This window comes from Streptomyces sp. NPDC005483 (genome assembly GCF_040606035.1).
Lineage (GTDB): Bacteria > Actinomycetota > Actinomycetes > Streptomycetales > Streptomycetaceae > Streptomyces.
Genome location: NZ_JBEXEA010000040.1, coordinates 44017 through 69733, shown reverse-complemented (window position 1 = coordinate 69733; position 25717 = coordinate 44017). Strand labels below are relative to the sequence as shown.

Annotated in this window: 25 protein-coding genes and 2 pseudogenes; 9 read left to right on the top strand and 18 right to left on the bottom strand. The window is 69.8% G+C overall.

Features of this window, described 5'->3' with window-relative positions; all coding sequences use genetic code 11:
* A partial coding sequence (locus ABZT06_RS42900; protein WP_355753553.1) for a helix-turn-helix domain-containing protein occupies nucleotides 1-343 on the bottom strand: 343 nt, incomplete at its 3' end.
* 130 nt (nucleotides 344-473) lie between these two features.
* Between ABZT06_RS42900 and ABZT06_RS42895 the strand changes: the two genes are divergently transcribed.
* Together ABZT06_RS42895 and ABZT06_RS42890 are read left to right on the top strand one after the other, a co-directional pair.
* Nucleotides 474-1487 (top strand): NADP-dependent oxidoreductase, encoded by a 1014-nt coding sequence (locus ABZT06_RS42895; RefSeq protein WP_355753551.1) that lies wholly within the window; start codon nucleotides 474-476, stop codon nucleotides 1485-1487.
* 356 nt (nucleotides 1488-1843) lie between these two features.
* Nucleotides 1844-2326, top strand: coding sequence for a nuclear transport factor 2 family protein (locus tag ABZT06_RS42890; RefSeq protein ID WP_355753549.1), 483 nt, complete (start codon nucleotides 1844-1846; stop codon nucleotides 2324-2326).
* Nucleotides 2327-3364: 1038 nt separating this feature from the next.
* Here ABZT06_RS42890 and ABZT06_RS42885 read toward each other — a convergent pair.
* The 10 genes from ABZT06_RS42885 to ABZT06_RS42840 form a co-directional block, all read right to left on the bottom strand.
* Nucleotides 3365-3631 carry a DUF4235 domain-containing protein gene (locus ABZT06_RS42885; protein WP_355753546.1) on the bottom strand — a complete coding sequence of 89 codons (267 nt, stop codon included), beginning with the start codon at nucleotides 3629-3631 and terminating at the stop codon, nucleotides 3365-3367.
* Nucleotides 3631-4098 carry a DUF3618 domain-containing protein gene (locus ABZT06_RS42880; RefSeq protein ID WP_355753544.1) on the bottom strand — a complete coding sequence of 156 codons (468 nt, stop codon included), beginning with the start codon at nucleotides 4096-4098 and terminating at the stop codon, nucleotides 3631-3633. The genes ABZT06_RS42885 and ABZT06_RS42880 overlap by 1 nt, the downstream gene beginning before the upstream one ends.
* The gene (locus ABZT06_RS42875; RefSeq protein ID WP_355753541.1) at nucleotides 4095-4514 is read right to left on the bottom strand and encodes a phage holin family protein; all 420 of its coding nucleotides are present in this window, start codon (nucleotides 4512-4514) and stop codon (nucleotides 4095-4097) included. The genes ABZT06_RS42880 and ABZT06_RS42875 overlap by 4 nt, the downstream gene beginning before the upstream one ends.
* Before the next feature lie 155 nt (nucleotides 4515-4669).
* On the bottom strand, nucleotides 4670-4813 hold the full coding sequence (locus ABZT06_RS42870) for a hypothetical protein (RefSeq protein ID WP_355753539.1): 144 nt from the start codon (nucleotides 4811-4813) through the stop codon (nucleotides 4670-4672).
* A 262-nt stretch (nucleotides 4814-5075) separates the two neighbouring features.
* Entirely contained in the window at nucleotides 5076-6137 is a 1062-nt protein-coding gene (locus ABZT06_RS42865; protein WP_355753537.1) for a YihY/virulence factor BrkB family protein, read from the bottom strand.
* A 559-nt stretch (nucleotides 6138-6696) separates the two neighbouring features.
* On the bottom strand, nucleotides 6697-9255 hold the full coding sequence (locus ABZT06_RS42860) for an FtsX-like permease family protein (RefSeq protein ID WP_355753535.1): 2559 nt from the start codon (nucleotides 9253-9255) through the stop codon (nucleotides 6697-6699).
* Between the two features lie 3 nt (nucleotides 9256-9258).
* On the bottom strand, nucleotides 9259-10020 hold the full coding sequence (locus ABZT06_RS42855; protein ID WP_355753533.1) for an ABC transporter ATP-binding protein: 762 nt from the start codon (nucleotides 10018-10020) through the stop codon (nucleotides 9259-9261).
* Entirely contained in the window at nucleotides 10017-10262 is a 246-nt protein-coding gene (locus tag ABZT06_RS42850) for a hypothetical protein (protein WP_355753531.1), read from the bottom strand. Before ABZT06_RS42850 ends, ABZT06_RS42855 begins: the two co-directional genes overlap by 4 nt.
* 925 nt (nucleotides 10263-11187) lie before the next feature.
* Entirely contained in the window at nucleotides 11188-12006 is an 819-nt protein-coding gene (locus ABZT06_RS42845) for a hypothetical protein (RefSeq protein WP_355753529.1), read from the bottom strand.
* Between the two features lie 409 nt (nucleotides 12007-12415).
* Nucleotides 12416-12856: a hypothetical protein gene (locus ABZT06_RS42840; RefSeq protein ID WP_355753526.1), complete on the bottom strand. Its 441-nt coding sequence runs from the start codon at nucleotides 12854-12856 to the stop codon at nucleotides 12416-12418.
* 401 nt (nucleotides 12857-13257) lie between these two features.
* Here ABZT06_RS42840 and ABZT06_RS42835 point away from each other — a divergent pair, with 401 nt between their 5' ends.
* Nucleotides 13258-13458: a hypothetical protein gene (locus tag ABZT06_RS42835; protein WP_355753523.1), complete on the top strand. Its 201-nt coding sequence runs from the start codon at nucleotides 13258-13260 to the stop codon at nucleotides 13456-13458.
* A gap of 649 nt (nucleotides 13459-14107) precedes the next feature.
* On the opposite strand, the gene ABZT06_RS42830 is transcribed toward ABZT06_RS42835, so the two are convergent.
* Entirely contained in the window at nucleotides 14108-14650 is a 543-nt protein-coding gene (locus ABZT06_RS42830; protein WP_355753521.1) for an MOSC domain-containing protein, read from the bottom strand.
* A gap of 768 nt (nucleotides 14651-15418) precedes the next feature.
* On the opposite strand from ABZT06_RS42830, the gene ABZT06_RS42825 reads away from it, so the two are divergent.
* Nucleotides 15419-16156, top strand: a complete 738-nt coding sequence (locus ABZT06_RS42825) for a DUF4232 domain-containing protein (RefSeq protein ID WP_355753519.1) — start codon at nucleotides 15419-15421, stop codon at nucleotides 16154-16156.
* A gap of 114 nt (nucleotides 16157-16270) precedes the next feature.
* Here the strand turns inward: ABZT06_RS42825 and ABZT06_RS42820 are convergent, their stop codons facing one another.
* Entirely contained in the window at nucleotides 16271-17560 is a 1290-nt protein-coding gene (locus ABZT06_RS42820) for an FAD-dependent monooxygenase (protein ID WP_355753516.1), read from the bottom strand.
* 425 nt (nucleotides 17561-17985) lie between these two features.
* On the opposite strand from ABZT06_RS42820, the pseudogene ABZT06_RS42815 reads away from it, so the two are divergent.
* A pseudogene (locus ABZT06_RS42815) lies at nucleotides 17986-18366 on the top strand (pyridoxamine 5'-phosphate oxidase family protein).
* A 102-nt stretch (nucleotides 18367-18468) separates the two neighbouring features.
* Here the strand turns inward: ABZT06_RS42815 and ABZT06_RS42810 are convergent.
* Complete coding sequence (locus tag ABZT06_RS42810; protein ID WP_355753513.1) at nucleotides 18469-18840, bottom strand: hypothetical protein; 372 nt, start codon at nucleotides 18838-18840, stop codon at nucleotides 18469-18471.
* A 198-nt stretch (nucleotides 18841-19038) separates the two neighbouring features.
* Here ABZT06_RS42810 and ABZT06_RS42805 point away from each other — a divergent pair, with 198 nt between their 5' ends.
* Both ABZT06_RS42805 and ABZT06_RS42800 read left to right on the top strand, forming a co-directional pair.
* Nucleotides 19039-19704, top strand: a complete 666-nt coding sequence (locus ABZT06_RS42805) for a nitroreductase family protein (protein WP_355753562.1) — start codon at nucleotides 19039-19041, stop codon at nucleotides 19702-19704.
* 515 nt (nucleotides 19705-20219) lie between these two features.
* Nucleotides 20220-20513: a hypothetical protein gene (locus tag ABZT06_RS42800; protein ID WP_355753511.1), complete on the top strand. Its 294-nt coding sequence runs from the start codon at nucleotides 20220-20222 to the stop codon at nucleotides 20511-20513.
* A gap of 761 nt (nucleotides 20514-21274) precedes the next feature.
* Here ABZT06_RS42800 and ABZT06_RS42795 read toward each other — a convergent pair.
* Nucleotides 21275-22090 carry a helix-turn-helix transcriptional regulator gene (locus tag ABZT06_RS42795; RefSeq protein WP_355753508.1) on the bottom strand — a complete coding sequence of 272 codons (816 nt, stop codon included), beginning with the start codon at nucleotides 22088-22090 and terminating at the stop codon, nucleotides 21275-21277.
* A gap of 72 nt (nucleotides 22091-22162) precedes the next feature.
* On the opposite strand from ABZT06_RS42795, the gene ABZT06_RS42790 reads away from it, so the two are divergent.
* Nucleotides 22163-22879 carry an SDR family oxidoreductase gene (locus ABZT06_RS42790; RefSeq protein ID WP_355753505.1) on the top strand — a complete coding sequence of 239 codons (717 nt, stop codon included), beginning with the start codon at nucleotides 22163-22165 and terminating at the stop codon, nucleotides 22877-22879.
* A gap of 39 nt (nucleotides 22880-22918) precedes the next feature.
* Here the strand turns inward: ABZT06_RS42790 and ABZT06_RS42785 are convergent.
* A pseudogene (locus ABZT06_RS42785) lies at nucleotides 22919-23311 on the bottom strand (IS5/IS1182 family transposase); the annotation flags it as partial.
* Nucleotides 23312-23416: 105 nt separating this feature from the next.
* Here ABZT06_RS42785 and ABZT06_RS42780 point away from each other — a divergent pair.
* On the top strand, nucleotides 23417-23869 hold the full coding sequence (locus tag ABZT06_RS42780; protein WP_355753560.1) for an MFS transporter: 453 nt from the start codon (nucleotides 23417-23419) through the stop codon (nucleotides 23867-23869).
* Between the two features lie 235 nt (nucleotides 23870-24104).
* On the opposite strand, the gene ABZT06_RS42775 is transcribed toward ABZT06_RS42780, so the two are convergent.
* Both ABZT06_RS42775 and ABZT06_RS42770 read right to left on the bottom strand, forming a co-directional pair.
* Complete coding sequence (locus tag ABZT06_RS42775) at nucleotides 24105-24707, bottom strand: DUF4328 domain-containing protein (protein WP_355753502.1); 603 nt, start codon at nucleotides 24705-24707, stop codon at nucleotides 24105-24107.
* 197 nt (nucleotides 24708-24904) lie between these two features.
* Nucleotides 24905-25705 (bottom strand): phosphotransferase, encoded by an 801-nt coding sequence (locus ABZT06_RS42770; protein WP_355753500.1) that lies wholly within the window; start codon nucleotides 25703-25705, stop codon nucleotides 24905-24907.
* Nucleotides 25706-25717 lie beyond the last annotated feature (12 nt).

The window sequence follows — 25717 nt, the reverse complement described above, 5'->3', positions numbered from 1 at the left end:
GGAGGGCGGAGTCGGCGTCCTCGATGGCGGCGGCCATCAGCACGGTCACGCCCCGGTACTCGGTGGTCCATGCGACGCAGTCGCGCAGCCAGGAAGCGAGAGCGTCTTCGGGCGAGCCGGACGTCTCGAGTTCGCTCGCCTTCGCCGTCAGTTCGTCGAAGCTGGTGTGCAGCAGGGCCTCGAGCAGTGCCTCGCGGGTGGGGAAGTGGCGCAGCAGCGTCGCGAGCCCTACGCCGGCCCTGCGGGCGATGTCGCGCAGCGATACGTCGACGCCCTGCTCGGCGATGACGGCCCCCGCGACGGCGAGCAGGTGGTCATGGTTTTTCCTGGCGTCGGCCCGCATCTGCCCCTCGTGACTTCCCGGACCCGTTTGACTATCCGGATCGGTGGTCCATATATTCGGATCAGTGGTCCGGATACCTGGACCGCTGATCCGGATAAGCGTATCCCCCCAACACGCACAGGAGAAAACGATGCCGACACCCACCATGAGGGCGATCCGCCTGCACGAGTTCGGCGGCCCCGACGTACTGCGCCACGAAGACGCGCCCATCCCCCAGCCCGGCCCCGGCGAGGTCCTCGTGCGCGTCCACGCGGCCGGCATCAACCCCCCCGACTGGTACGCACGCGAAGGCATGCCCGACGTACCCCCCGAGCTCAAGCCCCCCTTCGCCCTCCCCCTCATCCCCGGCACCGACGTCTCCGGCGTCATCGAAGCCCTCGCCCCCGACGTCACCGGCTTCACCACCGGCGAAGAAGTCATCGGCCTGCTGCGCTTCCCCACCGCCCTGCAGGCCGGCGCCTACGCCCAATACGTCACCGCACCCGCCACCGACCTGGCGCACAAGCCCGCCACCCTCGACCACATCCACGCCGCCGCCCTGCCCATGGCAGGACTGACCGCATGGCAGTTCCTCATCGAACTCGGCCACGACCACCCCTCACCCTTCCAGGCGGCCCCGCACCGCCCGATACCCCTCGACGCCGACACCACCGTGCTCATCAACGGCGCCGCCGGCGGCGTGGGACACCTCGCCCTCCAACTGGCCAAATGGAAGGGCGCCCACGTCATCGCCGTCGCCTCCGGCACCCACGAGACGTTCCTGCGCGACCTGGGCGCCGACGAGTTCATCGACTACACCACCACCAGGCCCGAAGAAGCCGTCCGCGACATCGACCTCGTCCTGGACACCGTCGGCGGCCCCCACAGCAGGCGCTTCCTGCCCACCCTCAAGCGCGGCGGATCCCTCTACCCCGTCTACTTCGGAGACTTCGACGACGAAGAGAACACCAAACTCGGCGTCACCGTCACAGCCACCCAGGTCCGCTCCAACGCAACCCAACTCACCGAACTGGCCCACCTGCTCGACACCGGCACCCTGCACGTCGCGATAGACAGCACCTACCCACTCGCCGACGCCAAAACAGCACACGAACGCGCCGCACGCGGACACATCCAAGGCAAGATCGTCCTCACGGTCGCCTAGGAACAAGCGGGTTCAAAGAGGCCTGCGGTGCCCATTACCGGGGTGCTGGTGGCCATCGAGAAGCCGATGCGGAGACCTTTGGGAGCGTCTCCCGGCCGGATGGCCGCGATGCTCGCAGCGGCGAACTGAGCGGTCGTTGAAGCTGTGTTGAAGCCTGACCGCCCCGTGTACATCACCCGCCAGCACATCACCGTCTGCGACGGCAGCGACCCGGCGCAGGCGACGGTGGAGCGGTCGGTCGCCGGCCCGATGCACCGCTCACGTCACGCGTGCCGCCCAGCCGACGCACGCGGGGTAGCCGCCTTCGCGACCGCGCCCGTCTTTCATCTGCACAACCGAGCTAAACGAGGTCTGACATGACGACAACTGCGGCTTTCGGCTGGGGAAGCAGCCACCTCACCGCAACGCCTGCAGGGGAGGCAGATTTCGACCCTGCAGAACGGCTTGCCATCCACCAGACGCTGGCACGCTACGCCTTCGCCTTGGATCACGGAGATCTGATGGCGTTGGAGGATGTCCTGACCGAGGACACCATCTGGACGGCCTCGATCGCCGGTGAGGTCGAGCAGGGCGCGTTTCTGGGACGCGCGGCGGTTCTCAGCCTGGTGCGCGATGCAACGGAGACGCAAACCGAACAGCGAAGGCACAACCTCACCAACGTCGTCTTGCAGCGTGCGGACGCCGACACGGCGATGGTGTGGGCGTACCTGATGTTGACGTCGAACGCGGGTGGAAGCGCTGCCGTGATTGCGACCGGCTTCTACACGTTCACTCTGCAGCACGCTGAAGGCGAGTGGCGTATCGCGAAGGTGTTCGTCGGTCTGGACAACGCCATATGAAGCGCAGCGACTACTGAGGCGTACCCCGAGGCTGTAGCAGGCGCACTCCGACTTCCCCATCCTCCAGCACGGTGAACTCCCGGTGCCGCGCAGCGGCTGTGCCCGGCACCGACCATGATCGTCCCCACCGGCAACTGCCGGCGCCAAGGCCGTAGACGGCTCAGAGATTGTCGCTCCACTGTCCCCCGGCACGGCCGTCCACCGTTCCGTCGGTTCACTGCCGATCCTGCGCAAGACCAGCCCAGGAGAGGACGTCGTTCGCTCGTTCGGCAAACCCGACGGTCGGCAGCGGGGCGCTCCGGCCAGTTGTCCGCTCGGAGCCCATCGAGCCTCGTACCCACCACGTCACCAGAGCTGGAGAGCCCAGCTGGCGTTGCGGGCCGGGAGCGCGATTCCGTAAACACGAAGCCCCGCCCTGAGGGTCGAACCACTGCTCGCAGGCATCCGCATCACAGACCGGAGCCGACCTGCTCACCGGTGAGGTTCCCCAGGTCTCGGCTTTCGGTCGAACGCACCGCCTAAAGACGTTCGGAGTCTCGCCTGCCGGGTGGACGGATCGATGCGGCGACCGCGGTGGTCAGTTCGGGTGCGGGCACGGTGAGACCTGGGTTCGGGGAGCGGAAGCGACATGTGACGGTGACCGGAGCGGCTGGTCGGGTGTCGTGGTCGGCTCTATGCGGGAGGCGGGGAGACAGGCTGCGGCCAGTCCGCCCAAGATCAGCAGGCTGCCGAGAGCCGCGGTCATGGTGAGCTGCTCGTGCAGGACAAAACCACCGAGGATGGACGCGGCGAGGGGTTCGGCAAGGCGGAGAGTCCCCACGGCGGCCACATGCACCCCAGGAGCACGAGGGTGGAGACGTTCGCGAGGGACACGGCGAGACGGGGTGGCGCGGACACCGCGCGAAACGCTGAAAGCCATCCGAGCCGGCCGTGCGGGTATCCACGCACCGCACGGCTGGCAGGCGGTCGCGCTGTCCTCACTCGGTGTCCAACACCACTCCCACAGATTGCGGTCTCGAAGGCCATGACCGCGTCGGGTCAACCGGGCCAGGTGCCGGTCAGCTGGCGGGTGGCGGTGGCGCCGCCGCGGTCGACGGCGGCCTTGACGCCGGCGAAGATCGCACCCTGCAGGATGGCTGCCGACAGGACCTCGCGCCAGGTCCGCTGCTCGTCGGTGGCATCGGGGGCGTCCTCGTCGTGTCCGAGCTTCTTCCAGACCTGCTTGAACACCGCTCCGGCCAGCACGCCGCTGACGGCGCCCATGGCCATGCCGACCGGCTTGTAGGCGATCTTCGAGGCTTTCATCAGTGCCTCCTGGAGCGGCGGATGAGCAGCAGTGCGATGAGTGCGCCGGCCGCGGCGAGCAGCGGGGTGCGCTTGGCCCGTGCCGCCTGCATGCCCTGGCTGGCCTTCTCGCGTACCGGCTCCGGAGCCTTCTCCCGGGCCAGCTCTCCGACGTGCACGGCCTTGTCGCGGACCTGCCCGGTGGCCGCGGCGGCCTTGGCGCGCACCGGCTCCGGGGTCTTGTCCTGCACCACATGCGCCGCGTGTGCCGCCTTGTCCCGCAGCTGGGTCCTGACATGGACGGTCTTCTCGGCGGCCTGCTGTTTGACGGCCGTTGTCTTCTCGCGGGCGCGGGTCTTCACGTCTGTCTTGGCCGCGAGCGCCTCGACGGTCTCGCCGAGTTCCTCGCGGGTCGCCTCGACCTGCTCACGCAGTTCCTCCGGGGAGGGCGTGGCCTCGTCGCCGGTGTGCGGCTTGTCCTGGGTCATCGCTGTGCCTTTTCCTTGATCTCGGCTACATCGGCCTTGACACTGTCCACGGTCTGTTCGGGCGTCGGCGGGGATGCCTTGCTGATCTGCTGTTTGCCCAGAACGGCCATCACGGCGGTGACGGCGGCTAGGACGGCGGTGACGATCAGCGCCGCCACCCACACGTCCATGACGAGCGAGAGCGCGGCGATCACGGTGGCCACCAGTGCCTGCAGAGTGAGCACACCCACCAGGCCGGCGCCACCGAACAGGCCGCCGCCCTTGCCGAACCGCTTGCCCTTCTGGGTCATCTCCGCCTGCGCCAGGCGCATTTCATCGCGGACCAGCTGCGACAACTGCTGCGAGGCACGCTGGACCAGGTCGCCGACCGGTTCCTGCGCTCCGCCGCCGGGGCGGGAGGAGTTTTCTGCTGTCATGGTGCTCACCTGTTCTTCGTCGACGTTTGCGGCAGGCCCTGTGTCCTGCGGCCTTCAGTGCTTCGCCAGGGAGCTGGGCTGCCGTGGGTGGCGACCAATTCGGCGATCTCCTTCCACCATCCGATCGCGTGTCCGAGTACCCCGGCTGCGACGCATCACCGCTCGTCACAGCACACGTCGCACAGCAGCCGCTGCGCGCCCCGTACCAGGGCGACCGACGCCAGCCCGACGGCGCCGCCGACGGCCACGTCGCAGGAGTAGTGCGCACCACTGTTCACCCGCTCCGCGGCCACGGTCACCGCCGACAACCCGCGAATGGGGCACCGACGGCCGGCCACACCGGCAGGCCCGGACGGGAAAGGAGGAAGCGTCCTGGCGGTCCTGAAGTTCCTCCGCCGGCACCCACTCCCTGTGGCGGGCGCCGCCGGTACGGCTTCTTTGCGACCACGCTGGATGACCAGCGGCTTCCCGTCCCGGACTGTCCGACACCGGGCCCGTGACCGAGTCGACGTCACCGACGCACACGGTCCGGGAATGGGCCCGCGACGGTGATATCGCCGTTCAGGATTCAAGGCGGCGGCGGTCCTCTTCGTCCCACTTGCGGGTGTCCCGCGGCTGGACGTACGGCTCCTTTCCGGCTGGATGGCCGCCGGCGACGGCCCGCTGGCGGTGCATCTCGGCGTCGAACTCCAGGCCGAGCAGAATCGCCAGGTTCGTGATCCACAGCCACACCAGGAAGATGATCACGCCGGCGAGAGCGCCGTAGGTCTTGTTGTAGGAGGCGAAGTTCGCCACATACAGCGCGAAGGCGGCGGAGGCGATCACCCAGATCACCAGTGCCAGGAAACTGCCTGGCGTGACCCAGCGGAAGCCGCGGACCTTCGCGTTCGGAGTCGCCCAGTACAGGATCGCGATCATGACCGTGACCAGGATGATGAGGACCGGCCACTTCGCTATCGACCACACTGTCAAGAACGTGTCCCCGACGCCCAGCGCGGTACCGACCTGCCGGGCGAGTCCGCCGGTGAAGACGACGATCAGCGCGCTGATCACCGCCAGGACCATCAGCACCACCGTCACGCCCAGCCGGACCGGCATCACCTTCCACACCGGCCGGCCCTCGGGGATGTCGTAGACCGCGTTCGCGCTGCGGATGAATGCCGCGACATAGCCGGACGCCGACCACACCGCGAGGACCAGGCCGACGATCGCCATGATCGAGCCGATCCCGGCGTTGCCCTGCATCTGCTTCACCGCGTTGGTCAGGACATCGCGTGCCGCACCCGGGGCGAGTTTCTGGAGGTTGTCCAACACCTGCTTCGTCGCCGACTGGCCGACGATCCCCAGCAGCGAGATCAGCGCCAGCAGGGCCGGGAACAGCGCCAGGATCCCGTAGTAGGTCAGCGCCGCGGCCCGGTCGGTCAGCTCATCCTTCTTGAACTCCTTCAGGGTGCCTTTCAGCACCGTCCCCCAGGAGCCCTTGGGCAGGTCCGTCGGAGTGTCCGGCGCCTGCTGCTCCACCTGCTCATCCGGTCCGGCACCCGTCCCCCGCCCGGCTTCGACCTCCTGGTCTGCCGCGGTGTGCCCGCCGTGCCTTCCGTGCCGTTTCAGTGTCCTTACCATGCCCGTCGGGTATCCGGGCGAGAACAGCCCATACCTGGCATTCAGGACAAAATTTTACTTCTGCCCATCGTCCGCCACCTCGTCGACGCCTCCGGCGCCACCCTCACACTCCACCCCGCCCCCAATACCGGCCTCGATGCCCGCATCCACCTCCGGCCCGTCACCACGCGCCCGCGTGGGCCGCGCTCGGGCGGGGAGGACTCTGGCCCCCGCCGTCCCCTCCGTCCCCTCAGCCGGCGAACACACACCGCCAGTCGGCGGTGAGGCCCCCCCGCAGCCCCAGGAACAGGCGGCATTGCCCCGGCTCCGAGCGGGCCGGTGCGACGCCAACCAATGCTGCTCGCCGCCGAACTCGCAGCGGGGTGGTGCGTCGTGGCGTGGGGGCCGGCCGCCCCGGCTCCCCGTTCTCTTCCGGTTGGCGGCCTGGTCCCTTTCCTCCGGGATGAACTCCGGCGTGCGGTTCAGCGGAGATCAGCCGGGCCACCGACAACTGGATTCGGGGAAGGCAGACCGGAGATGTCCGCAGAATTCATCGGCGGTGGCGATGCCGGGTGGGTCCTCACGTCGCCCGGATCGCGTCCGCCGGGGCCGTGCGCAACGCCTGGCGGGTGGGGAGTTCGATCGTGAGGAAGGCCGTCGTCACGATCGTCGCCGCGACGGCGGGCAGCAGCCAGGCCGGGCCTGCCGGCCAGGGGCGGTCGAGGAAGCTCTGGCCGAGGAGGGCGAGCGGGAGGGCGGAGAGGAGCAGGCCGGAGACGAGCGCCGCCGCGGCGATCACGGCCGCCTCGCGGCGCATCATCGCCCGGATCTGCCGCGGCGTCGTGCCGACCAGCCGCAGCGCGGCGATCTCCGTACGGCGCTGGGCCGTGGCCGCGACCAGCTTGTTGGCGATGCTGAGGAGGAGGTAGCCGAGGAGTACGACGATCGTCGCGAGGTTGATCCACACCTCGGGTGGGGTGTCCTGCTTGCCGCCGGAGGCCGTTTTGGATGTGTTCTCCAGGGTCAGGCCCGGGCGTGACGCCGTCAGATCGGCCAGTGCGCGTGCCGCCGTCGCCGTGCCGTCCGTGCGGACGAGGAAGCTCTGGGTGAGGCCGGAGGTGGTGTGGCCGGCCATGAGGTCCCCGGAGACGATCAGTGAGCCGAAGCCCAGGCCCCGGTCGTACACGGCCGCCACCCGCGCCTCGGTCCGCGTGCCGTCGCCGAGGACCAGCCGGATCCGCCGGCCGAGTCCGGCGTCCCGCGAAGCGGCGACCTCGCTGCTCACGGCGACCGTGGCGCCGGTCAGGCCGGCCAGCCCGCCCTCCCGCACCCCGGGGTCGAGGACCCCGACCGCGTCCGGCGTGGCGATCAGCGCCGGTACCGACTCCACATCGGGGTCGCCGAACATCTCGTACGGCCAGACGACGGTCGTCGAGCCGACGGGTGCGGCGGACCGCACGCCGGGCAGCTTCCGTACGGCGTCCCGCGTGCCGGCCGGCAGGCCGCCGAGGGCCGGTGCGCTCAGCCGGTACTGGGCGAGCGTGCCGGTGCGGGTGTCCTGCGCGGTCGCCGCGAGGACGGTGGTCTGCGCGAGGGTGTAGGTCAGGACAAACACGACCGCCATCGCCAGCGGGCTGACCACTGCGGCGACCCGCAGCGCGTACGCCTGTACGTTGGCGAGGGCGAGCCAGGTCGGCGCGGGCGTCCCCGGCCGCAGCCGACGTACGGCGGCCGCCCCGGCCGTGCGGACCAGGGCCGGGCCGCACAGCGCCAGGCCGATCGCGGCGACGATCCCGGCGATGGAGGTGGCCGACGCGCCGATCACCGTGCGGGTCAGCAGCGGGGTGACGGACAGCGCGCACGCGGCGGCGATCAGCAGAAACCCGGTGAGGGTACGGCCCTTCGAGGGCTTGCTCGGTTCGCTCCGCGACTCGGCGACGGCCTCCGTCGCGGGCATCCGTGAGGTGCGCCAGGCCGCGCTCCGGGCGGAGATCTGCACGGTCAGGGCGAGCAGGAGGAGGGTGGCGAGGGCGGGCAACTGGCTGACGGTCAGCGGGAGTTCGGGGGGCAGGACGCCTCGGTCGGCGAGCATGTCGTGGAAGCGGCCCGCGAGGAGGTAACCGAGGGCCACTCCGGGGGCCAGGGCCACGGCGGCCACCACGGAGGACTGCGCGGCGGCCAGCCGACGGATCTGTCGCGGGGTCGCCCCGACCGCCCGCATCAGCGCCAGGTCGCGTCGCTGCCCGGCGATCGATACACCCAGCGCGCCCGCCGTGACGAACCCGGTGATCAGCAGCACGATCCCGCCGAGCGAACCGGCGAGCAGGATCAGCAGCGAGCGGGCCGTGCCGACGCCCGGCGCCACGGTCTCGCCGATGTCCGCGCCGGTGCGGACGGTCAGCCCGGTACCGGCCACCCGGTCGCGCACCTCCTCGGCGACCGCCTCGCCGGTTCCGGGCGCGGTGCGCAGGCCGATCAGGTCGTAGCGGTGCGCGCCGTCGCGGCCCGCGAGGCGTACGGCCGTGGCATCGGCGAAGTACACGCCCGCGCCCGGCGCGTCGACCACCGCGGCGACGCGGTAGCGCACAGCGGGGCGGCCGCCCGCAACGACCTGAACCCGGTCCCCGGTGCGCAGACCGGTCGCGGCGGGGACGGCGATCTCGTCCGCTCCGGCCGGCGCGCGACCGGTGACGCGCGGACGGGCCAGCAGCTCGGTGGAGGACCAGCCGTGTCCGGCGGCCGAGGGGTCGTCGGCGGTCGGTACGACCCCTCCCCCGGCGTCGACCAGCGCGGCCGGGAAGCCGAGGTCTCCGACCATGGCCGTCACCCCGGGCAGGCCCGAGAGCCGGTCGATCAGCGACGACGGGATGCGGGCGCGCTCGGGGAGGGCGAGCGGCAGGTCGCCGTCCGAGTGGTACTCCTGGACAGCCGCGACGACGATGTCCGCGCCGCCGAGTCGGCCCGGCGGCAGCTGTGAGCGGAGCCCGGACTCGGCCAGCACACCGGTGCTGGTGATCAGGGCGGCCCCGCCGAGTACCGCGCACACCACGGCGAGCATCGCGGTGATCCGGTGTGCGGCCATACGCAGGGCGATCGGGAAGAGGGGGAGGCGGGAAGGGGTGCGGAAGTGCTCGGACATGGGTCAGCAGTCTCCCAACGCGACGAGATGCGAGGCCAGTTGGGGCGCGGTGGGATGGTCCAGGGCTGCGACGACCCGGCCGTCGGCCATCACCAGCGCCTTGTGGGCGCGGGCCGCGGCGGCCGGGTCGTGGGTCACCATCACCACCGTCTGGCCCAGTTCGTCGACCAGGGAGCGCAGCAGCTCCAGCACCTCGTGCGCGCTGCGCAGATCGAGCGCTCCGGTCGGCTCGTCGGCGAACACGACGGCCGGACGGGTCGCCAAGGCCCGTACCACGGCAGCGCGTTGCTGCTGTCCGCCGGAGAGTGAGGCGGGGCGTCGGCCGAGCCGTCCGGCCAGGCCGACGCGCTCCACCAGGGCCCCGATCCACTCCCGATCCGGGGCTCGGCCGGCGAGCCGCAGCGGGAGCGTGATGTTGTCCTCGATGGTGAGCGACGGAATCAGGTTGTAGGCCTGGAACACGAACCCGACGCGCTCGCGCCGCAGTTCGGTACGGCGGGTCTCGTTCAGGCCGGCGATCTCGTGGCCGTCGATGCGGACGCTGCCCGAGGTCGGCGAGTCCAGCCCGGCCGCGCAGTGCATCAGGGTGCTCTTGCCGGAGCCCGAGGGGCCCATCACGGCGAGGAAGGTGCCGGGCCGGACAGTCAGGGACACCTCGTCGAGGGCCTTCACATCACCCGGGTAGGTCTTGGTCAGGCGCTCCAACGCGATGGCAGGGGCAGGAGCGGGCACGGTGGCCCGTACGGCACTCGTCGCGAGGTTCACCGGCGGCCGCCCTTCATTCGGCGTACGACGAGAGCGGTGGCCGCGAGCCCGGTGACCGCGCCGCACGCGAGATTCACGGCGACACCGACGGCGGCGTAGGAGGCAACCATGTTGGCGACCGCGCTGATCACCAGGACCAGCCAGAGGAGGACGCGGGTGACCTCGCCGCGGGTGACGGCCTGGGCGGGGGTGTCGTGGTGCGCGTCAGGGACGCTCAGTCGGTAGGGGTCGGTGGTCGCCATCGCGGGCTCCTTCGGCGGGACTGGGCTGATGTCTCGGCCGGCGTCCCGGCTGATGTCTCCGACGCTACGGACCGCGCCCCTCCTCGGCCGATCCCACCAACCGCCCGATCGGTAGTACAGCCTGCTGTACCTAACGACGAAGTGGGCCTGTCTGTAGGGGCGTTGACGGCATATCAGGAGCGGAGCGAGCATGACGACAACCGACCCCACGCGCACCGCGGGCCCCACGGACACGGTGCCGCGCTCGGGTAGCTCGTCGGCGGGCTCGGGACGGCGGCGACGGCGACGGCGACGGCGATGGGCGTCCTGGTGCTGGCGGCCCTCGCCGCAGTGGCCGCATCGGCCGAGGTGGGCCTGCTTGGGAGTTCCACCTGCACCACCAGGCCCATAGCGCGGTCGGCTTGACCAAGCGCTCCCCTACGGTGGCCAGCGGCGCGCGGCCGCGCAGGCGTGGCTGGACGCGCAGGTGTGGGAGGAGTGCGCGATGGAGCAGTTTGCAGCGCTCTTCGGCGACTGCCACGACTACTTCGGCAGCTACGCCTGGCAGAAAAGCTGGGCGGCCGCCCCCGGGTCGTGGGCGATACACGGGCCGTCATCAGGCGGTTGGAGGAAGTGGCCACTTACCCCAGCCCCTTCGCCCCTGGGAGGAGCCCGCTGCCGCGTGACGCCGTCAGGGCCGCGGTCGTTGAACAGCGCCTGCGGAGCAAGGGATGAACCTGCTAGGCCCCCGCTCGGGTTCTGGAGGCTTCCTCCTCCCGGGCCCGCCGACAACCGCCGGCGCGGCGTGAGCGTTCGTGGCTGAGATGCCCAACGCCTTCACTCCGACCACCCGGGCGGAGCGGGACACCGGAGCCCTTTGGCTAAAGGTCAATGCTTCGCCCAGCCGGGAACGTCTCCTGCCGGCACGCCGGCCGGGCTGCCCGGCTCAGCCGTTCAGGATGCCGCCGACCTTGGTGACGGGGATCGTGTCCGCGGCCCGCGGGACCGTCACGCGGACCGGCTCACCGATGTCCGACAGAGCCATGGTCAGCGTCACCCGCGCGCCGGACAGGTTGACGCTCATGCGGGTCTTCACCAAGCGTCCCCGGCCGTCGACCCACGCGTCCGCGAAGACCGGGAGGTCGCTGCCCAGGGCGTCGCGGGCTTGGTCCGTCTTCGTGCGAACATCCGGGGTCATGCGCAAAGTGACGGTCCGGTGGTCGAGGATGCCGCGGTAGCGCACTGTGCGCACCCCCTGGACCTTCTCCTCGCCCTGTCGAGAGATCTTGCGCATTGCGGCGATCTGCTGCAGGACGTGCTCGGGATCGTTGAGCGGGGCCCGCAGCAGGTAGTGAGTCTGCGCTTTGTCCCGGGGCACAACCCCCCAGGCATCCTCGCCGATCCCCTGGACGCCGCTGATGTATATCTTGCCGTCCGCGAAGACCTGGTCGCTGTGGTCGATGGCGCCGCCGGGAAAGTCGACCGCGAGGTGGCCCCTGTCCGCGGCGAAGTCGAAGCCGCCGGTGACCGTGAGGCCGTACACCTGGCCCTCACCCTCCAGCTCGATCTCCTGGCGGAACCCGGCACTGTCCTCGCGGAGAGCCGCGACGGCCGCTCGCACGGCGGAGCGGGGGCCGGACGAGGACGTCGGAGGCGGTGACGCGGCTGCGGGCTCGTCACGGCTTCCGGCGTCGGAGGTGGAGCAGCCGGCGCACAGCAGCGCGGCGGCAGCGGCGGCAACGGTGAGCACGAGAGGACGGCGCATGGGATTCTCCGAAGTTCTTGGGCGAGCACTCGGCCATTTCCGTACCGCCTCGCGCGGAGATCTTACGAAATTGCGCACAGGGGTGCGAACAAAATGCGATGGAAGCGCGCACGTTCCTCTACCAGAGCGGCGAAACGCGACGGCTCATGGAGGACGCGGCAGCCCATGCCACCCGTGGTGCCGACGCAGGGGCAGCCTGTCCCCCACGCCGGCACGCTGACGGACGAAGACCGTGAAGCCGAGGCGGCCCGCGGCCCACGGCCTGGCACGCATGCAGCACCTCACGGAACTGAAACGCCGTGAGATGCCGGGAACACCCTGATCGTCGGGCGGCCCACTTTCCGCTCATCGGCCCGCGGGGCAGGTGGCGTAGCCGACTCGGAGGTCGACCACGCCGGCAGCCGTTGGGTCAGGGGCACAGGCCACGGTCGGAGTTGTAGTTGATGTCGATCGAACCGCTCCAGGTCATGCACAGGCCGGGCTTGGGCAGGTCCTTGTACACCGGGCCGGCGAAGGTCGTGTAGGAGCCGGAATCTTTCTCAGGGGTGCTGCTGGTCGGCCAGGTGTCCAGGGTGACTTCCAAGAACACGCGGGCACCGGGCTTGCTGCGCACGGTGACGGCGCACCATTGCTTGTCCGCGGAGCTGTAGGCGACGTAGGTGGTGGCGGCCACGGTGGTCTGCGAGGACTTGATCGGGGTCGAGGTGAAGACCTCGTACCCGGTGCCGCACGCCCCGTTGTAGGCGCCGGCAGTGGCGGCCGAGGCCGGCGCGGTCGCGGCGAGCGTGCCGCCCAGGGCCAGGATGGCAAGGGCGCCGGCGGTGGCTGCCTTGTGGCGCGTGGACTTCATGGTGTTCCCCCTGTTGATGTCACGGCGGGACGGCCGGTCGTCGCCGTCCACGCAGAGTGAGACCGGGCAGCCCCACTGACAGTTGTGGGCTTTCTTGTCGCGGTCCTGTCACCGGTGTCACAAGAGCCGTTACGACCACCAAAACCCAAGGGCACTCACGACTCGGTGGCAGCAGCCCGCACGCCCCGCGCGCTGCCCCACTCCGTCCAGAACTCATGTCGGGGCCTGGCCGGAACACAGCCCGCCATTCGCGGTGATCGTATGGAGAACTGCCTGACTTCTCCGATGAACCTGGCTTGGGGCTTCGCGCACCGTGAGACTGGCAGCCAGGCGTAGCGGCCTGTCCGAGTAGCGTGCCGGCCGCCGCACTTCACTGGCCGAGCGTCGATCGAGGAGTCCAGATGCATCTGCGCAAACGTGCGATTGTCGCCGTGTTCATGACCACCGCGGCCTTCACCGTCCTCGCCCCGCAGGCCGTGGCCGCCCCCATGCCCTGGGAGACCAGCAAGACTCCGACGATCACCACCCACCACGTCCCCTCCACAGCCACCAGCGAGAGCGGCACGGTCACCGTGTTGTGCGTCGGCGGCTGCTACCAGTAGATGGCCTGGCCGGGGACGTGAAGGCAGTAGGGTCCAGGGGTCAGGGAGGGTTGGCGCTCCCCGATCCGACGCCACCACCCCGCGCAACGACCACGACGGCTTCATCGGCGACGCCTCCTGGCAGCTCCACCACCGTGAACGCCCCCCTTCCAGACCAACGCACGTGGCGATGCCATACCCGGCCACCTTCCCGGCTGTCGCAGCTTCCTCGGGGACGACGAACGCGTCCCGGATCGCGCTGTGCAGGGTGGGACGATGGCCGGGGTGGACGTGCTCTGGGTTGTGCAGCAGGCCCAGGTCCAGCCGCTCGCGGCCGAGCTGCTCGCGGTTGTGGGCCGCTCTGCCAACGCACATAGTCCGGAGTGAGCTTGTGCCTGCACTCACTGCCGGCCCGGCGCCCAGCTCCACATCATCGGCCCGGCCGCCACGGCCCGGCGCGGGCAACCGTCCGAGGTGACGCGAAGTGCGGGGGCGGCCCGCTCCTCAGAGCGCGCCTCCCAGCGTGGCACGAGTTCTTCGATCGACTCGCCGAGATGTTGGCGCGGCGCCACAGGCTGCGGGGAGGGGCCATGGCCGCGCGGGCCTGCTTGATCTTCGAGCTCAAGCACCCGCGCGGCCTCGTGATGTCACGGCCCTGCCCGGGAGACTGTCAGACCCGGTCCAGGGGCCGGTGCGGACCGCTGGGAAGTTCCATTTCGATGGTGTCGCCAGGGCGCACCATGCCGCCTTCCCTCACGATGCTCATGATTCCGGCTTTACGCACGATGTTCCCCGCCTCATCGCGGCCGACGACCTGCTTCAGCAGCCCGTCCTGGAAGTTGTCGATCTGCAGGCAGGGATTGCGGAGCCCGGTGACTTCCAGGACCGCGGAGTCGCCGATGCGCAGCAATGTGCCGACCGGCAGACCGAGCAGATCGATGCCACGCGTGGTGATGTTCTCGCCGAGGTCGCCGGGCGCCACCTTGAACCCTTCTTCGCCGACCTCGGCGAAGAGTTCTTCATGAATGAGGTGGACCTGGCGCAGGTTCGGCTGGGTGGGATCCTGCGCGACGCGCGATCGGTGCTTGACCGTCACCCCGGCGTGCACGTCCCCCTCCACACCGAGCCCTGCAAGCAACCTGACGCTGTCCCGGCTCGGCTTGGTGAACGAGTACTCCCCGTTGCTGCTGACCGCCGTCACTGTCCCGCTCATACCTCGGACCCCCCTCGTCGGTAACTGTGATCAGTCACGAGCCTAGCCCTGGCCCTTCAAGGCACCACCACATTTGCGATCAATCGTGGATGGGGCCGTAAGCCGGGTGAGCATCTTCCCGTAGCGGTCTGCGTACAACGACCCCTTCGACGACGACGTGGTGGCCGGCGTCCGGCGCGCATCGGGCAGTCAGGTCAATGCCGCTCGGCGAGCCGGAGCGCGGTTCGAACAGCGAAACCTTTGCCTCGCGGCGGCTTGGTACGACTTCCCAACCTGCCCGGCCTCGCGCGCGGCCCGCCGTCGCGCGCGAGCAACGCCCCAGGTACCCGCCCCCCTTTCGCTGCCCGGGACTTGTCCCACCCATCTCTGTTCTTCCTGCGGTGAAGCGTGGATTCGAGGGGGCGTAGAGGGGATGTCTGCCTCCCGGCCACGACCTGCAGGGCGCGACGACCCGCTGGTTCGTGGGCAGACCAGTGAGGAGGTGTGGAAGCTTGTCGGCCGGGTTGCGGGGATGCGGGCCTGGTCGACGACAGTGTTGTCGCCTCGTGACCGTGATCGGGCCTTGGTGATCGGGCCTTGGCGATCGGCTCTTGTGCTCCGGGGCGACTGCTGGCCTGTCCGAGGCGTTCCACGGTGGTTGTGGCCGGATTTCGTCACCACTGGGTCACAGGTCGGAGTGCGGGAGAACTGCCAACTCCACGGTTCTGTCTGGTTCGACGGGGGCGGCGAGAAGCCGCGCTCCGGACAACTGGGACTCGGGGGGACAGCATGCGGTACGTGAACGGAATGCGCGGTTCGGCGGTGGCGATCGTCGTGGCTGCGGCGGCGCTTGCGGTGGCGGGATGTCAGCCCGGTGCGGGCGGCACGGATACCGCGGACGGCGGCGTCACCCCGTCCGGGGCCGTCAGCTCAGCGGCCTCCTCCTCCACGCCCGGCGCCCCGAAGCCCGCCGGCTCCGCCTCCGGTTCCCCCACGCCCTCCAGCCCCTCGACGGCCTCCGCCTCCCGGCCCGCGCCCGCCGCCTCCGTACCTGCGTCGTCCGCACCCGCTGCGGGCGGTTCGGCGGCGACCTGTGGCGCGAGCAGTCTGAAGGCGACCGCCCGTCAGGCCGCCGTGCGGCCGGCCGGTACGGGGACCGGGGCGGCCGTCGTCGAGTTCACCAACGTGTCCGCACAGACGTGCGTCCTCAAGGGGCATCCCACGGTGGCCGGCGCCGCGAACGGCTCTCCCGAGTTGAACGTGCCGCTCACCGTCAAGCCGACCGGTGCCGCGGCGTCGGTGAAGGTGGCCCCCGGTGCCAAGGCGTGGGTGAAGCTGACGTTCGTGCAGGTGCAGGGAGAGGGCGACGGGTACTGCGTGTCCGGTTCAGCGCCCGTGCTGTATCCCACGATGGTTGTCCGGCTGCCGGGGTCCGGGGCGCACCAGGTGGCCCTGGACGACGGGCAGTTCGCCGAATGCGACGACACCGTGACCGTCACCGCCGTATCGGCGGTCAAGCCTTCTTGACCGCTTCCAGGCGCAACACCGGCGCGTGCAGCAGGACGGTCCGAGCGGAGCGGTGTCAGTTCTCATCTACCGCCGATGGTGGCGTGGCTGTCGTAAACCGACACCCTGTGACACCTACGGTTTGGCCGACGAGGTGATCGGCGATCCGGCCGGGGCTGCGGAGTCAGGCGCCCCCGCGTAATCGGGCAGCTCGATGCCGTTGATCGCGCGCCCGACCAGCTCGGTGAACCATTCGCCGGCGAAATCGGGGCGCGGCTCGGCGTCTGGCCCGGGGACGTCGCGGCTGCGGGCGTTCAACTGGCCGATCTCCTGGTTGGCCTCGACGAACGAGCGCATCCGCGCCTCGTAGCGGGCGAACCCGGTGTCGGGGTCCCATCCGGCAGCGGCCAGTTCTCCGGCCAGCAGGTAGGCACCGACCAGCGCCAGCCCGGTGCCCTGGCCGGACATCGGCGACGAGCTGAACGCCGCGTCCCCGAGCAACGCCACCCGTCCACTCGACCAGCGGCCCATCACCACCTGGGCGACCTGGTCGAGGTAGAAGTCCGGCGTGTCGTCCAGGTGCGCGAGGATGTCCGGGGTCAGCCAGCCCAGGCCCGCCGTCCGCTCACGCAGCAGACGCTTCTGGGCTGCGACGTCACGGTGGTCGATGTCGAAGTCAGCCGAGGGGAGGTAGAACATGGCCATCGCCAGGGTGGCGTCCTGGATGGGCCGCAGGAGGGCGGACCGCCCGGACTCCTGGTCCTGGTACTCGAGCAGCCAGCGGTCCAGCCCGAACTCGTTGGGCACACTGTAGAAGGCCAGCACGTGCCCGAGGTGGCGGAGGAACCGCTCATGCGGCCCGAAGACCATCGCTCGCAGCTCCGAGTGCAGCCCGTCTGCCCCGACCACCAGGTCGAAACGCCGCCGGTTGCCGCCCGCGAAGACCACGTCGACCCCGTCCGCGTCCTGGGCGAGCTCGGCGATTCGGTCGCCGAAGACGTACTCGACGCCGTCGCGGGTGTCGTCGTAGAGCACCTGGCACAGGTCCCCGCGCAGGATCTCGATGTCCGCGATGAACCCGTCGCCACCGTCGTCGTCAGCGCGGAAGGTCTCCAGCACCTTCCCGTCCGCGTCCACGGTGTGGGCGCCGGCGGTGTCGGTGCACGCCGCGCGCACCGCCGCGTCCAGCCCCATGCGCCCGATGACCTCCTTGGCGACCCCGCGCGCGTCCACCGCCTGCCCGCCGGGACGCAGCTCGGGAGCCCGCTCCACCACGGTCACCTCAGCCCCCCGCCGGCGCAGCCAGTGGGCCAACGCGGGCCCCGCGATGCTCGCTCCCGCCACCAACACCCTGGGACCGCTCACCCGTGCCCCCGGCTCGCCAGTCCGGACGGTGTACTCCTGCTCGGAGTCGTCGACGCTCATCACAGCCTCCATCTGGCTTCCTCCCGCGCTGGAATGGCCCCAGCACAGGCCCACCGGTGTCGGTGTATCCAGCCGTATCGACCACGGATCCGCACAAAACTCATCGGTCACGGCTGACATTGATGAGAAACGCCAACTACAACGAGACACACACCAACCGAGACTGGAGACGCTGAAAGGACCAGTTGGAACGGACATCAAGCAGCACCGGTCTCACCTCCAGGGGGACGGGGGCAGGGGTTGGGGATGAGTTAGGAGGCGTCCCGACGCCCAGCTCCACATCATCGACTTTAGTCTCCGCCGGGTGGCTGTGACGTTGTTCAGCGGGCCCCCGGCAGGACGCCTTGCAGCGGCCCTGGACGTCTTCAAGCGGCCCCGGATCGGCCTGCGCCGGGACCCCTCGATGGGCGTATTGCACTGCTCGCATCGCGACGCGCGGACCGACGGTGCGTCCTGTCTGGTTCCTCTGGGAAGAGGGAGCCTTCTGGACCTTGACAGGCCCATGGGCCCGGTCGTTCGGCCACGTGAAGGATGACCTGCGCATCGCTCGCGTGGTGGACGAAGGCAATCTCGCGACGGGTCGCGTCCGGCAAGTGATCGCTCGAGGTCGCGCCGAGCTGGTGCCTTTCGACGTGGCGAGGGGGCGGCGGAAGCTGAGCCGCTCCCTGGGAGCCGACGGAGCTCTGTGAGACGCGCGCTTCGTGCACTACCTGCACGATGATCCGGGGGAACGAGGCACCTTGTGGCTGCGTTTGGTGCCTGTCTCGCTCACCGCGCAGGATCTCAGTTACTCCGTCGCGTCGTGACGGTGCACTTCGCTACGTCATTCTTCCGCGCCTTGGTACGGGCGAGCGGCAGCACTCGGTTCCGGTCTCGATGACCGAGGCGTTCAGGGAGGCGGTCCACGATCACCGCGTAGAGCCGTGGGTCGATGACGTGGCTGTGTCCGTTCGCTCGGACTCTGGTCCACTTCTTGTGGTCGCGCACGCAGCGTGAAACGACTGCTCATCATCATTGATCAGCCCGAAGCCCTCCGGGAACTCTTCCAGGAACTCGCGACGAGCCGGGTTGCCCTCGGCGGCTGCCATCTCCCCGACCAACTCGATCAACTCCTGTCGTTGATCACTCGGCAACGTGCTGACCACGTGGGCCACCCCCTCCATGACCTTGACCGTGTCGTCCTGATTTATCTGCTCGTCTTCGCTGCCCTCGATGAACCACAGGACATCGACCAAAGCCTCGGCCAAGGCACGGGTCAAAGACGGGTACGAGGACGTCACGAGGGCCTCCCGGCGGATCAACGGCAGAGTCCGGCCATCCCACCACACACCACTGACAACACTGTCCGTGAGCCTTCACAAGAAGTGGACCAGAGCCTCAGTTTGGGCAGCACCAAAGCCCCGCCCGGCCTGCTCACCTGGTGCGATGATCATCCTCGTGTCTTCGCTGCTCGCCCCGGACTGGGAGGACGAAAAGACGTGGATGTGTATGAAGCCGTGGACAGTCGCCGGGCAGTGCGGGCGTTCAGCGATGAGCCGATCCCCAAAGAGATGCTCGAACGAGTGCTGGCTGCAGCAACACGGGCTCCGTCGAGTGGGAACCTCCAGCCGTGGCACGTGTACGTCGTGACCGGCGAGCCCCTGGCCGAACTGAAGAGGCGCGCGTCGGCCAGAGCGCTGGCGGGCGACCCGGGTGACGTACGGGAGTATCCGATGTACCCGGCCGAACTGGCCTCGCCGTATCTGGAGCGCTTCGCCGCCGCGGCCACCCAGCGGTACAAGGCGCTGGGCATCGAGCGCGACGACCCCGACAGGCCCATGAAGATCGCCGCCTTGAACTCGGAGGCGTTCGGGGCGCCGGTCGTGCTGTTCTGCTATCTCGACCGGTCGATGGGGCCCGGGCAGTGGGGGGACGCGGGGATGTATTTGCAGACGGTCATGCTGTTGTTGAGGGCAGAAGGGTTGCACAGCTGCCCCCAGGTGATGTGGACGATGTATCGCGAGACCGTCAGCCAGATGGTCGGAGCCGAGGACGGGCTCGTGCTGTTCTGCGGCGTCTCGGTGGGATTCGAAAAGGAAGGCGTGCCACAACTGCGCACCGGGCGGGCGGACATGACAGAGACCGTGAGCTTCATCGGAGTGTGACCCGCTGACCGTTGATCCTCGCGGCCGGTGTACCAGCCGGACCACGGGCGTGCAGCCATAGTTCGCGGCCAGGTCCGTCGGCACGCCGAGCGCGAGCCCAACGGGGAAGCGACAGACTGCGTACAACGATGAGATCGTCTCGCCCGACAGCGGCGAAATGAAGTCGGCGGCCCGCCGGCGTGCGCAGTGCGAGGGGGTGGAGCCCCCTCCGCCGCGCTGCGCGGGGTCGAGACCGAGTGGTGGTGCGGGCACCGGAGCCCGCTGCGCACCCCAGCCGCCGCCAGGAGGCGTCATAGGCACGAGGGGAAATGACGCGGGCAGGGGAATGTGATCCGGCTCCAAGGGTTCCATCAGGCGGCCGATTCTGCGGGAGACGCAACCGGGCGCGGGCGACGCGGCGTCGCGACTAGGCCCTTGACAGGCGAACGCTGCCCGGGAGGGACGCCGGTCGCGGGCCATTTCACCGGCGGGCCGTACCTCTTGTCGCGATGATCGACGACCGGTACAACAGGAGCGTGACCGACCCTTTCACGCCACCCCCGGACGGCCAGCTCACCCGGCCAGCCGCGCCCGTCCCGGCGGGCAAGACGCGGCGGACCAAGGAGTCGACCGGAGGCATGTTCGCGGCCTTCGCGGCCTTCTGGGGCGTACAAATGCTGGTCTTCGAGCCCGCGAGCCAGCTGCTTCCCGAGTACGAGCACACCGTCACCGCCCTGACGGGACTGCTTGCCGCAGCGGCTGCCTATCCACTCGCGACCTGGTGGCTCAAACGCCTACCCTGTCTGACTCATTCAAGCGGCAAACAGTAGCGCAACGGCCAGTCGACGGGCCCGGGACCTCACACGTCCACCGCAGCGGTGGCCAGCCGACCCCAGCCGTGGCGACCGCGCTCGCCGCCACATACAACGGGGCGCGGCGTAGCCGAACCCGGCCCCGCGTCTCCACCGTGATCCCTCCGCTGGTGGCGCCTTACTTCTCCCGGCGTTTGCGCACCTCCGGCTGCCATCGGGCCCGTACTGCGTCGCTCGCCGCGCTTGCCGAGACCAGTCCTCTTCGCCGTACGGCCGTCGGCGTCTGGGGGGGGCAACTCGCGGCGGTTGACCGTTTGTCTACGTGTGGGCTGCGGAGGGGACAGTGTCCCCGGGCCTCACCCTCCGCCCATGGGGACGATCGTCCGGCTGAAGCCCCATGGAGCACCCCGCCGAGAGGCGACCGCCCTCCGCCACCACATATGGCCCCGGCTGGTCTCCCCCGTCCAGCCCCGCACCGGCGACCGACACAGACCCATCAAAGGCATTCCGGCATACGACAGCCACCCGCTCGGCCGCCTCTTCAGCCGAGATGAAGGGCGGCCAGGGCCGTGGTCCAACCGCTGACGGTGGCTGTCTGCCCAGCCGAGGGCGTGACCTGCCCCTTACAGACCGCAGTGTGCAGCTTCGTCTCCACCGGGTCCTTGGCCGTGCAGATAGGCGGCATGGAAAGCCTCAGCATCAAGGTGGGCATAGGCCCGAGTGAACATGTAGTTGTGACGCTCTGTGACTGCCGGGGAAGCCTGTGCGCGTCTTCCGTTTCAGGTCGCCCGCGTGGCCAGTCTGTGCAGGGCCCGCGAGGCCGGTGATCCGGGGTCGGCCGTGATCAGGACGACTTCTTGGTCTTCCTCGGGTACGAGCAGGACGTCACAGTTCAAGCGGAGCGCACCGGCTTCCGGGTGGTCGATGGTCTTGGTGCGGTGCCCGGGAGCGTGAACCGGACGTGTCTGCCAGATCTGCCGGAACTCCTCGCTGTCGGCGTGCAGTTCGGCCAGCAGGGCGGTCAACTGCGGGTCCTGCGGGTAGCGGTCGGCGGCCCGGCGCAGCCGCGCCACCACGATGTGCCCGAACTCCTCGGCGCTGGTGCCTTCGTACATCCGACCCTGGCCAAGGAAGCGGCGCCGGGCCAGGTTTGTCGTACCGCCAGCGAGGTCGCCGCCGAGCAGTGCCTGGGCCAGGGGGTTCCACGCGACTACACCGTACGCCGCGTCGGTGACGATGGCAGCGGTCTGCGGCAGCCGCTCCAGCATCCGGGCCACGTGCGGGCGCACCCGCCGCACGACGTCGCTGCCGGGCGGCGCGCTCGATCCCGCCAGGCGGAACAGGTGGCTGCGCTCGGCCGGTGTGAGCCGCAGCGCCTGGGCCAGCGCGTCCAGGATCCGGGCCGACGGCCGCGGTCCGCGGGCCTGCTCCAGCCGCGTGTAGTAGTCGACCGACATGTGGGCGAGGTCCGCCACCTCTTCGCGGCGCAGGCCCGGTGTGCGGCGTGCGGTGCCCGTCGTCGTCAGGCCGATCTCGTGCGGGCGCAGGCCCGACCGGCGGTCCCGCAGGAAGCGGGCCAGCTCCTGTCGCGCCATGCCGCCTCCCGCCGCCTGCCTGGTACAGGTTGTCCCTGGCAGAGCGCCCACCGCCAGAGGACCGTAGTTGCCATGAACGATCGCACAGCTCTGGTCACCGGTGCCAACAAGGGCATCGGCAAGCACATCGCCCGGCTGCTCGCCGCCGAGGGTCTCACGGTGTACGTGGGCTCCCGCGACCCGGGGCGCGGACAGCGGGCCGTCGAGGAGATCGGCGCCGGCGCCCGGCTGCTGGTCCTAGATGTGACGGATCCCGACGGCATCGCACAGACCGCGGCTCAGGTGGACCGCCTGGACGTGCTGGTCAACAACGCCGGCATCGCCCCCTCGCTGGCCCCGCCGGCCGGCACCGGCGTCGAGGAGTTCCGGCGCGCATACGAGACCAACGTGTTCGGAGTGGTGGCGGTGACCAACGCCTTCCTGCCCGCCCTGCGCCGGTCCCCGCACCCGCGCATCGTCAACATCTCCAGTGGCACCGCGTCGCTTACCTGGAGCACGAACCCCAATCCCCAGTTCACCCCGGGAAGCGGTGGCGCCGCCGCCTACCGGTCGTCCAAGGCCGCGCTCAACGCCCTCACGGTCTTCTACGCCCAGACGCTGGCCGAGGACGGCTTCAAGGTCAACGCGCTCGCCCCCGGCCGGCGGGCAACCGATCTCACCCCCGGGGCCGCCGCTACCGGCGACGACCCGGCCGAGGCCGCCCAAGGTGCCCTCCGCCTGGCCCTGCTGCCGGACGACGGCCCCACCGGTTGCTTCTTCTCCTGGGACGGAACCCCCGTGCCCTGGTGAATTGGTGATTGGTCATCAGTCATGGGCAGCGCCGAGCGGTTTCAGGCCCTGTTTGCCGCGGCCGACCGGCGAGCGCCCGGCGACCTCGCCTACGGCCGGGGCCTAGGTGATGGAGCCGTCAACGGTGATCCAGTCGAGCACGAGCCCGACGATCCGGTCGTTGGACTCCAGCGCGATCTGCTTGAGCCGGGTGAAGTCGCCGAGCCGGATCCGCTCGTCACGGCGGTTGCGGATGGTGGTCGCCGAGCAGGTCATGTCGGAGATGCAGCCGAACCGCAGAAGCTGCAGCAACTTGTCGAACACGATCCGGTCACTGAAGCGGGGCCGGTGGCACCCCAGCGTGTGGGACGGATCGACCGTCGGGCGCTCGGGCAGCAGGGCAGCGAACTGGTCCCAGAGCGGGCCGGTCAGCCATGATGGCAGCACGGGCACAGGTTCCCCCAGTGATCACAGAGCGTCGCAACTCCATGATCAAGGAGACATGTTCCCGCCTCGCCGACTGGGTTCCCGTCCCACCTATCTGCGTCCGAATCCTCCCTGCGCGCCCGCTACACCCAGGCCGCGGTCGCCCTGGCAACGAGCACGCTCATCCTGGCCGCACTCGCCGCCTCGCCACTGATGATCCTGGCCGTGTTCTGTGCAGGACTGCCCCTGACCCCGCTCTTCGTCCTCGCCTACCTCCCAGTCGACGAACGCATCGCCCCGTCCCGCCACACCGAGGCCAACGCCTGGCTCGGCTCCGGCCACAACCTCGGCTCCGCCGCCGGAGCGGCACTGGGCGGCCAGCTCATCGCCGCCACCGGCCCACGCGTCACCGCGATCACGCTCACCGCAGCAGCAGCTCTGGCGACCGCGCTCAGCCAGCGCCTGCCGACTCACTCAACGAAGGCGTTACGGCACGAACCGGTACCGAGACAGCACTCCCTGAAGCCTGACGCTGCATTCCTCACCTTGCCCCTGCCGTCCCGGGCACGGAAGGGCTGGGTGTGACTACCTCCGGACAGATGACATGTCGGCCCATCAGCTGGGCGCCGCCCGGGACCGCCCCGCTCCAGAGATCATGACCCGCTCACGATCTCCGAAGGGGAGCCTCGTTGTGCCTCCTAGCGAGGCCGAGAGACCTCAGGCCGCGTGACAGCCCGTGCGGTGAACCGAGGCAAGGCCATTGCCGGTGACGCACTCGACCAATCAGGTCGCCGTGGGGAACACATCGGGGGGAACTGCCTCACGCCTGGGCGAGAGGCGCGACCCGAACGGTGGCGCTGAGCGCCGCGCCCTGCAACGCCGTGATGCGCTCGATGACGAGCCCCAACAGCACGGCCGCCGCGAGCATGAGCGCCTCCGCCACCATGAGGAAGGCCGTCGACCCCGGGGCCGCCCGGCCCGCCACCATGATCACCAGCGCGTGCGTGATCCAGGCGATCCACCACAGGTTCACCAGTGTCGTGTCCCGCTTCGGCGCCCAGGACGCGGAGGTCGCGCGCCCGATGTCGCGGACGAACCGGCGCGGGACGAAGAAGTTGACCACGGGTATGAACCACGCGCCGATCGTCCAGCCCCGACTCGGGAGCGAGGCCTGGGGGGACAGTTCCTGGGCGTTGCGCCGGGACCGGGCGAGCCACACGAGGAACAGCACGATCGCAGGAGCCGACACATAGAGGAAGATCATGGAGATGAGGCCCGACCTGTGCAGGGACGCATCCGTGGGGTGCAGGTAGTGATCCCGGACTGCCACCGCGCGGAACGCGTCTGCCACGGCGGCCGCCGCTATCGCCGCCTGCGCTGAGCGGGCAAGGGTCCAGGGAGCTTTGCGGGCGGTACTCGTCATCGTCCAAAGCCTGTCTCGGAGGCATGTGCGGCCGCAGCGGACGCTGGGGTGAAGTGATCATAGGGTCAGGACATGCTCCCAGCGTTGCCGGGCGCTGATCCAGACCGGAACCGACTCCTACCGCTTCCAGGCGGCCATCGAGGACGAAGGCGGCTCCAGGAACACCGGGCGAGTTTGCCCTCGAACTTCCGGGCCGGTCAGTTCAGCAGGGTGGCCGTGAACGTCTTGCGGTGGTCCACCAGCCAGGTCTGCACCCGGTCCCAGCGTTCCCATCCACCACGCTCGGCCAACGCCTGGAGATAGACGGGGTCTTTGCCGGCCACGCGGCGAGCGACGAAGGCCCGGCAGACCTCCGTGGCCTGCTCGATGACGCCAGGCAACTCGGCGCGGGCACCTGCCGAGAGGCCGTAGCCGTCGGCAAGAATTCGCAGCCGTGCGGCCGCATCCAGCCCGGGGGGATGGAGGGCGGCCGCGGACTCGGGATCAAGCATGGGCACCCAATAGCGGGCGGCCATGGCGATGTCCCAGAGGGCACGACCCGGGGCCGCCAAGTCGAAATCGATCAGGGCCGCGGCACGACCGTCGCGGAAGACGACGTTCTCCGGGCACACATCGTTGTGGCACAACATCCTTCCCCCCTCCGGATCGGCGAGGTCCGGGGACCACTCGGCACGGGTGTCGACCGCCACGGCCGCGCTGCTCTCATGCAGACGCCGCAGCAGGCTCCCCACCGATTCGAGAGCAGAACGCGTCATCGCCCAGTCCGGGAACGGCGGCAGGGCCACGTCGCCAGGGAGGAAAGTCAGTTGCTCACGGCCATCCGCGGTGAGACCGACAGGAGTCGGCGCCGAATCGAAGCCGTGCTCCTTCAACGCAAGCAGATAGGCATGCAGGGCGCGCGCGTTGCGCGGTGCCGGTCGCTCCACCAGCTCCCCCCGGCGAAAAACCGCCCCCGCGTTCGCCATCCCGCCGACCAGCGCCTCGCCTTCAGCCGTCATAAGGATCACGCT

What these genes read in the sequence shown, in the direction of transcription:
- ABZT06_RS42885 (WP_355753546.1), bottom strand. Translation starts at nt 3,631, where the DNA reads ATGAAAGCCTCGAAGATCGCCTACAAGCCGGTCGGCATGGCCATGGGC.
- ABZT06_RS42790 (WP_355753505.1), top strand. Translation starts at nt 22,163, where the DNA reads ATGAACGATCGCACAGCTCTGGTCACCGGTGCCAACAAGGGCATCGGC.
- ABZT06_RS42850 (WP_355753531.1), bottom strand. Translation starts at nt 10,262, where the DNA reads ATGGCGACCACCGACCCCTACCGACTGAGCGTCCCTGACGCGCACCAC.
- ABZT06_RS42865 (WP_355753537.1), bottom strand. Translation starts at nt 6,137, where the DNA reads ATGGTAAGGACACTGAAACGGCACGGAAGGCACGGCGGGCACACCGCG.
- ABZT06_RS42770 (WP_355753500.1), bottom strand. Translation starts at nt 25,705, where the DNA reads ATGACGGCTGAAGGCGAGGCGCTGGTCGGCGGGATGGCGAACGCGGGG.
- ABZT06_RS42795 (WP_355753508.1), bottom strand. Translation starts at nt 22,090, where the DNA reads ATGGCGCGACAGGAGCTGGCCCGCTTCCTGCGGGACCGCCGGTCGGGC.
- ABZT06_RS42845 (WP_355753529.1), bottom strand. Translation starts at nt 12,006, where the DNA reads ATGCGCCGTCCTCTCGTGCTCACCGTTGCCGCCGCTGCCGCCGCGCTG.
- ABZT06_RS42875 (WP_355753541.1), bottom strand. Translation starts at nt 4,514, where the DNA reads ATGACAGCAGAAAACTCCTCCCGCCCCGGCGGCGGAGCGCAGGAACCG.
- ABZT06_RS42775 (WP_355753502.1), bottom strand. Translation starts at nt 24,707, where the DNA reads ATGACGAGTACCGCCCGCAAAGCTCCCTGGACCCTTGCCCGCTCAGCG.
- ABZT06_RS42825 (WP_355753519.1), top strand. Translation starts at nt 15,419, where the DNA reads ATGCGGTACGTGAACGGAATGCGCGGTTCGGCGGTGGCGATCGTCGTG.
- ABZT06_RS42840 (WP_355753526.1), bottom strand. Translation starts at nt 12,856, where the DNA reads ATGAAGTCCACGCGCCACAAGGCAGCCACCGCCGGCGCCCTTGCCATC.
- ABZT06_RS42880 (WP_355753544.1), bottom strand. Translation starts at nt 4,098, where the DNA reads ATGACCCAGGACAAGCCGCACACCGGCGACGAGGCCACGCCCTCCCCG.
- ABZT06_RS42890 (WP_355753549.1), top strand. Translation starts at nt 1,844, where the DNA reads ATGACGACAACTGCGGCTTTCGGCTGGGGAAGCAGCCACCTCACCGCA.
- ABZT06_RS42830 (WP_355753521.1), bottom strand. Translation starts at nt 14,650, where the DNA reads ATGAGCGGGACAGTGACGGCGGTCAGCAGCAACGGGGAGTACTCGTTC.
- ABZT06_RS42835 (WP_355753523.1), top strand. Translation starts at nt 13,258, where the DNA reads ATGCATCTGCGCAAACGTGCGATTGTCGCCGTGTTCATGACCACCGCG.
- ABZT06_RS42895 (WP_355753551.1), top strand. Translation starts at nt 474, where the DNA reads ATGCCGACACCCACCATGAGGGCGATCCGCCTGCACGAGTTCGGCGGC.
- ABZT06_RS42820 (WP_355753516.1), bottom strand. Translation starts at nt 17,560, where the DNA reads ATGAGCGTCGACGACTCCGAGCAGGAGTACACCGTCCGGACTGGCGAG.
- ABZT06_RS42860 (WP_355753535.1), bottom strand. Translation starts at nt 9,255, where the DNA reads ATGTCCGAGCACTTCCGCACCCCTTCCCGCCTCCCCCTCTTCCCGATC.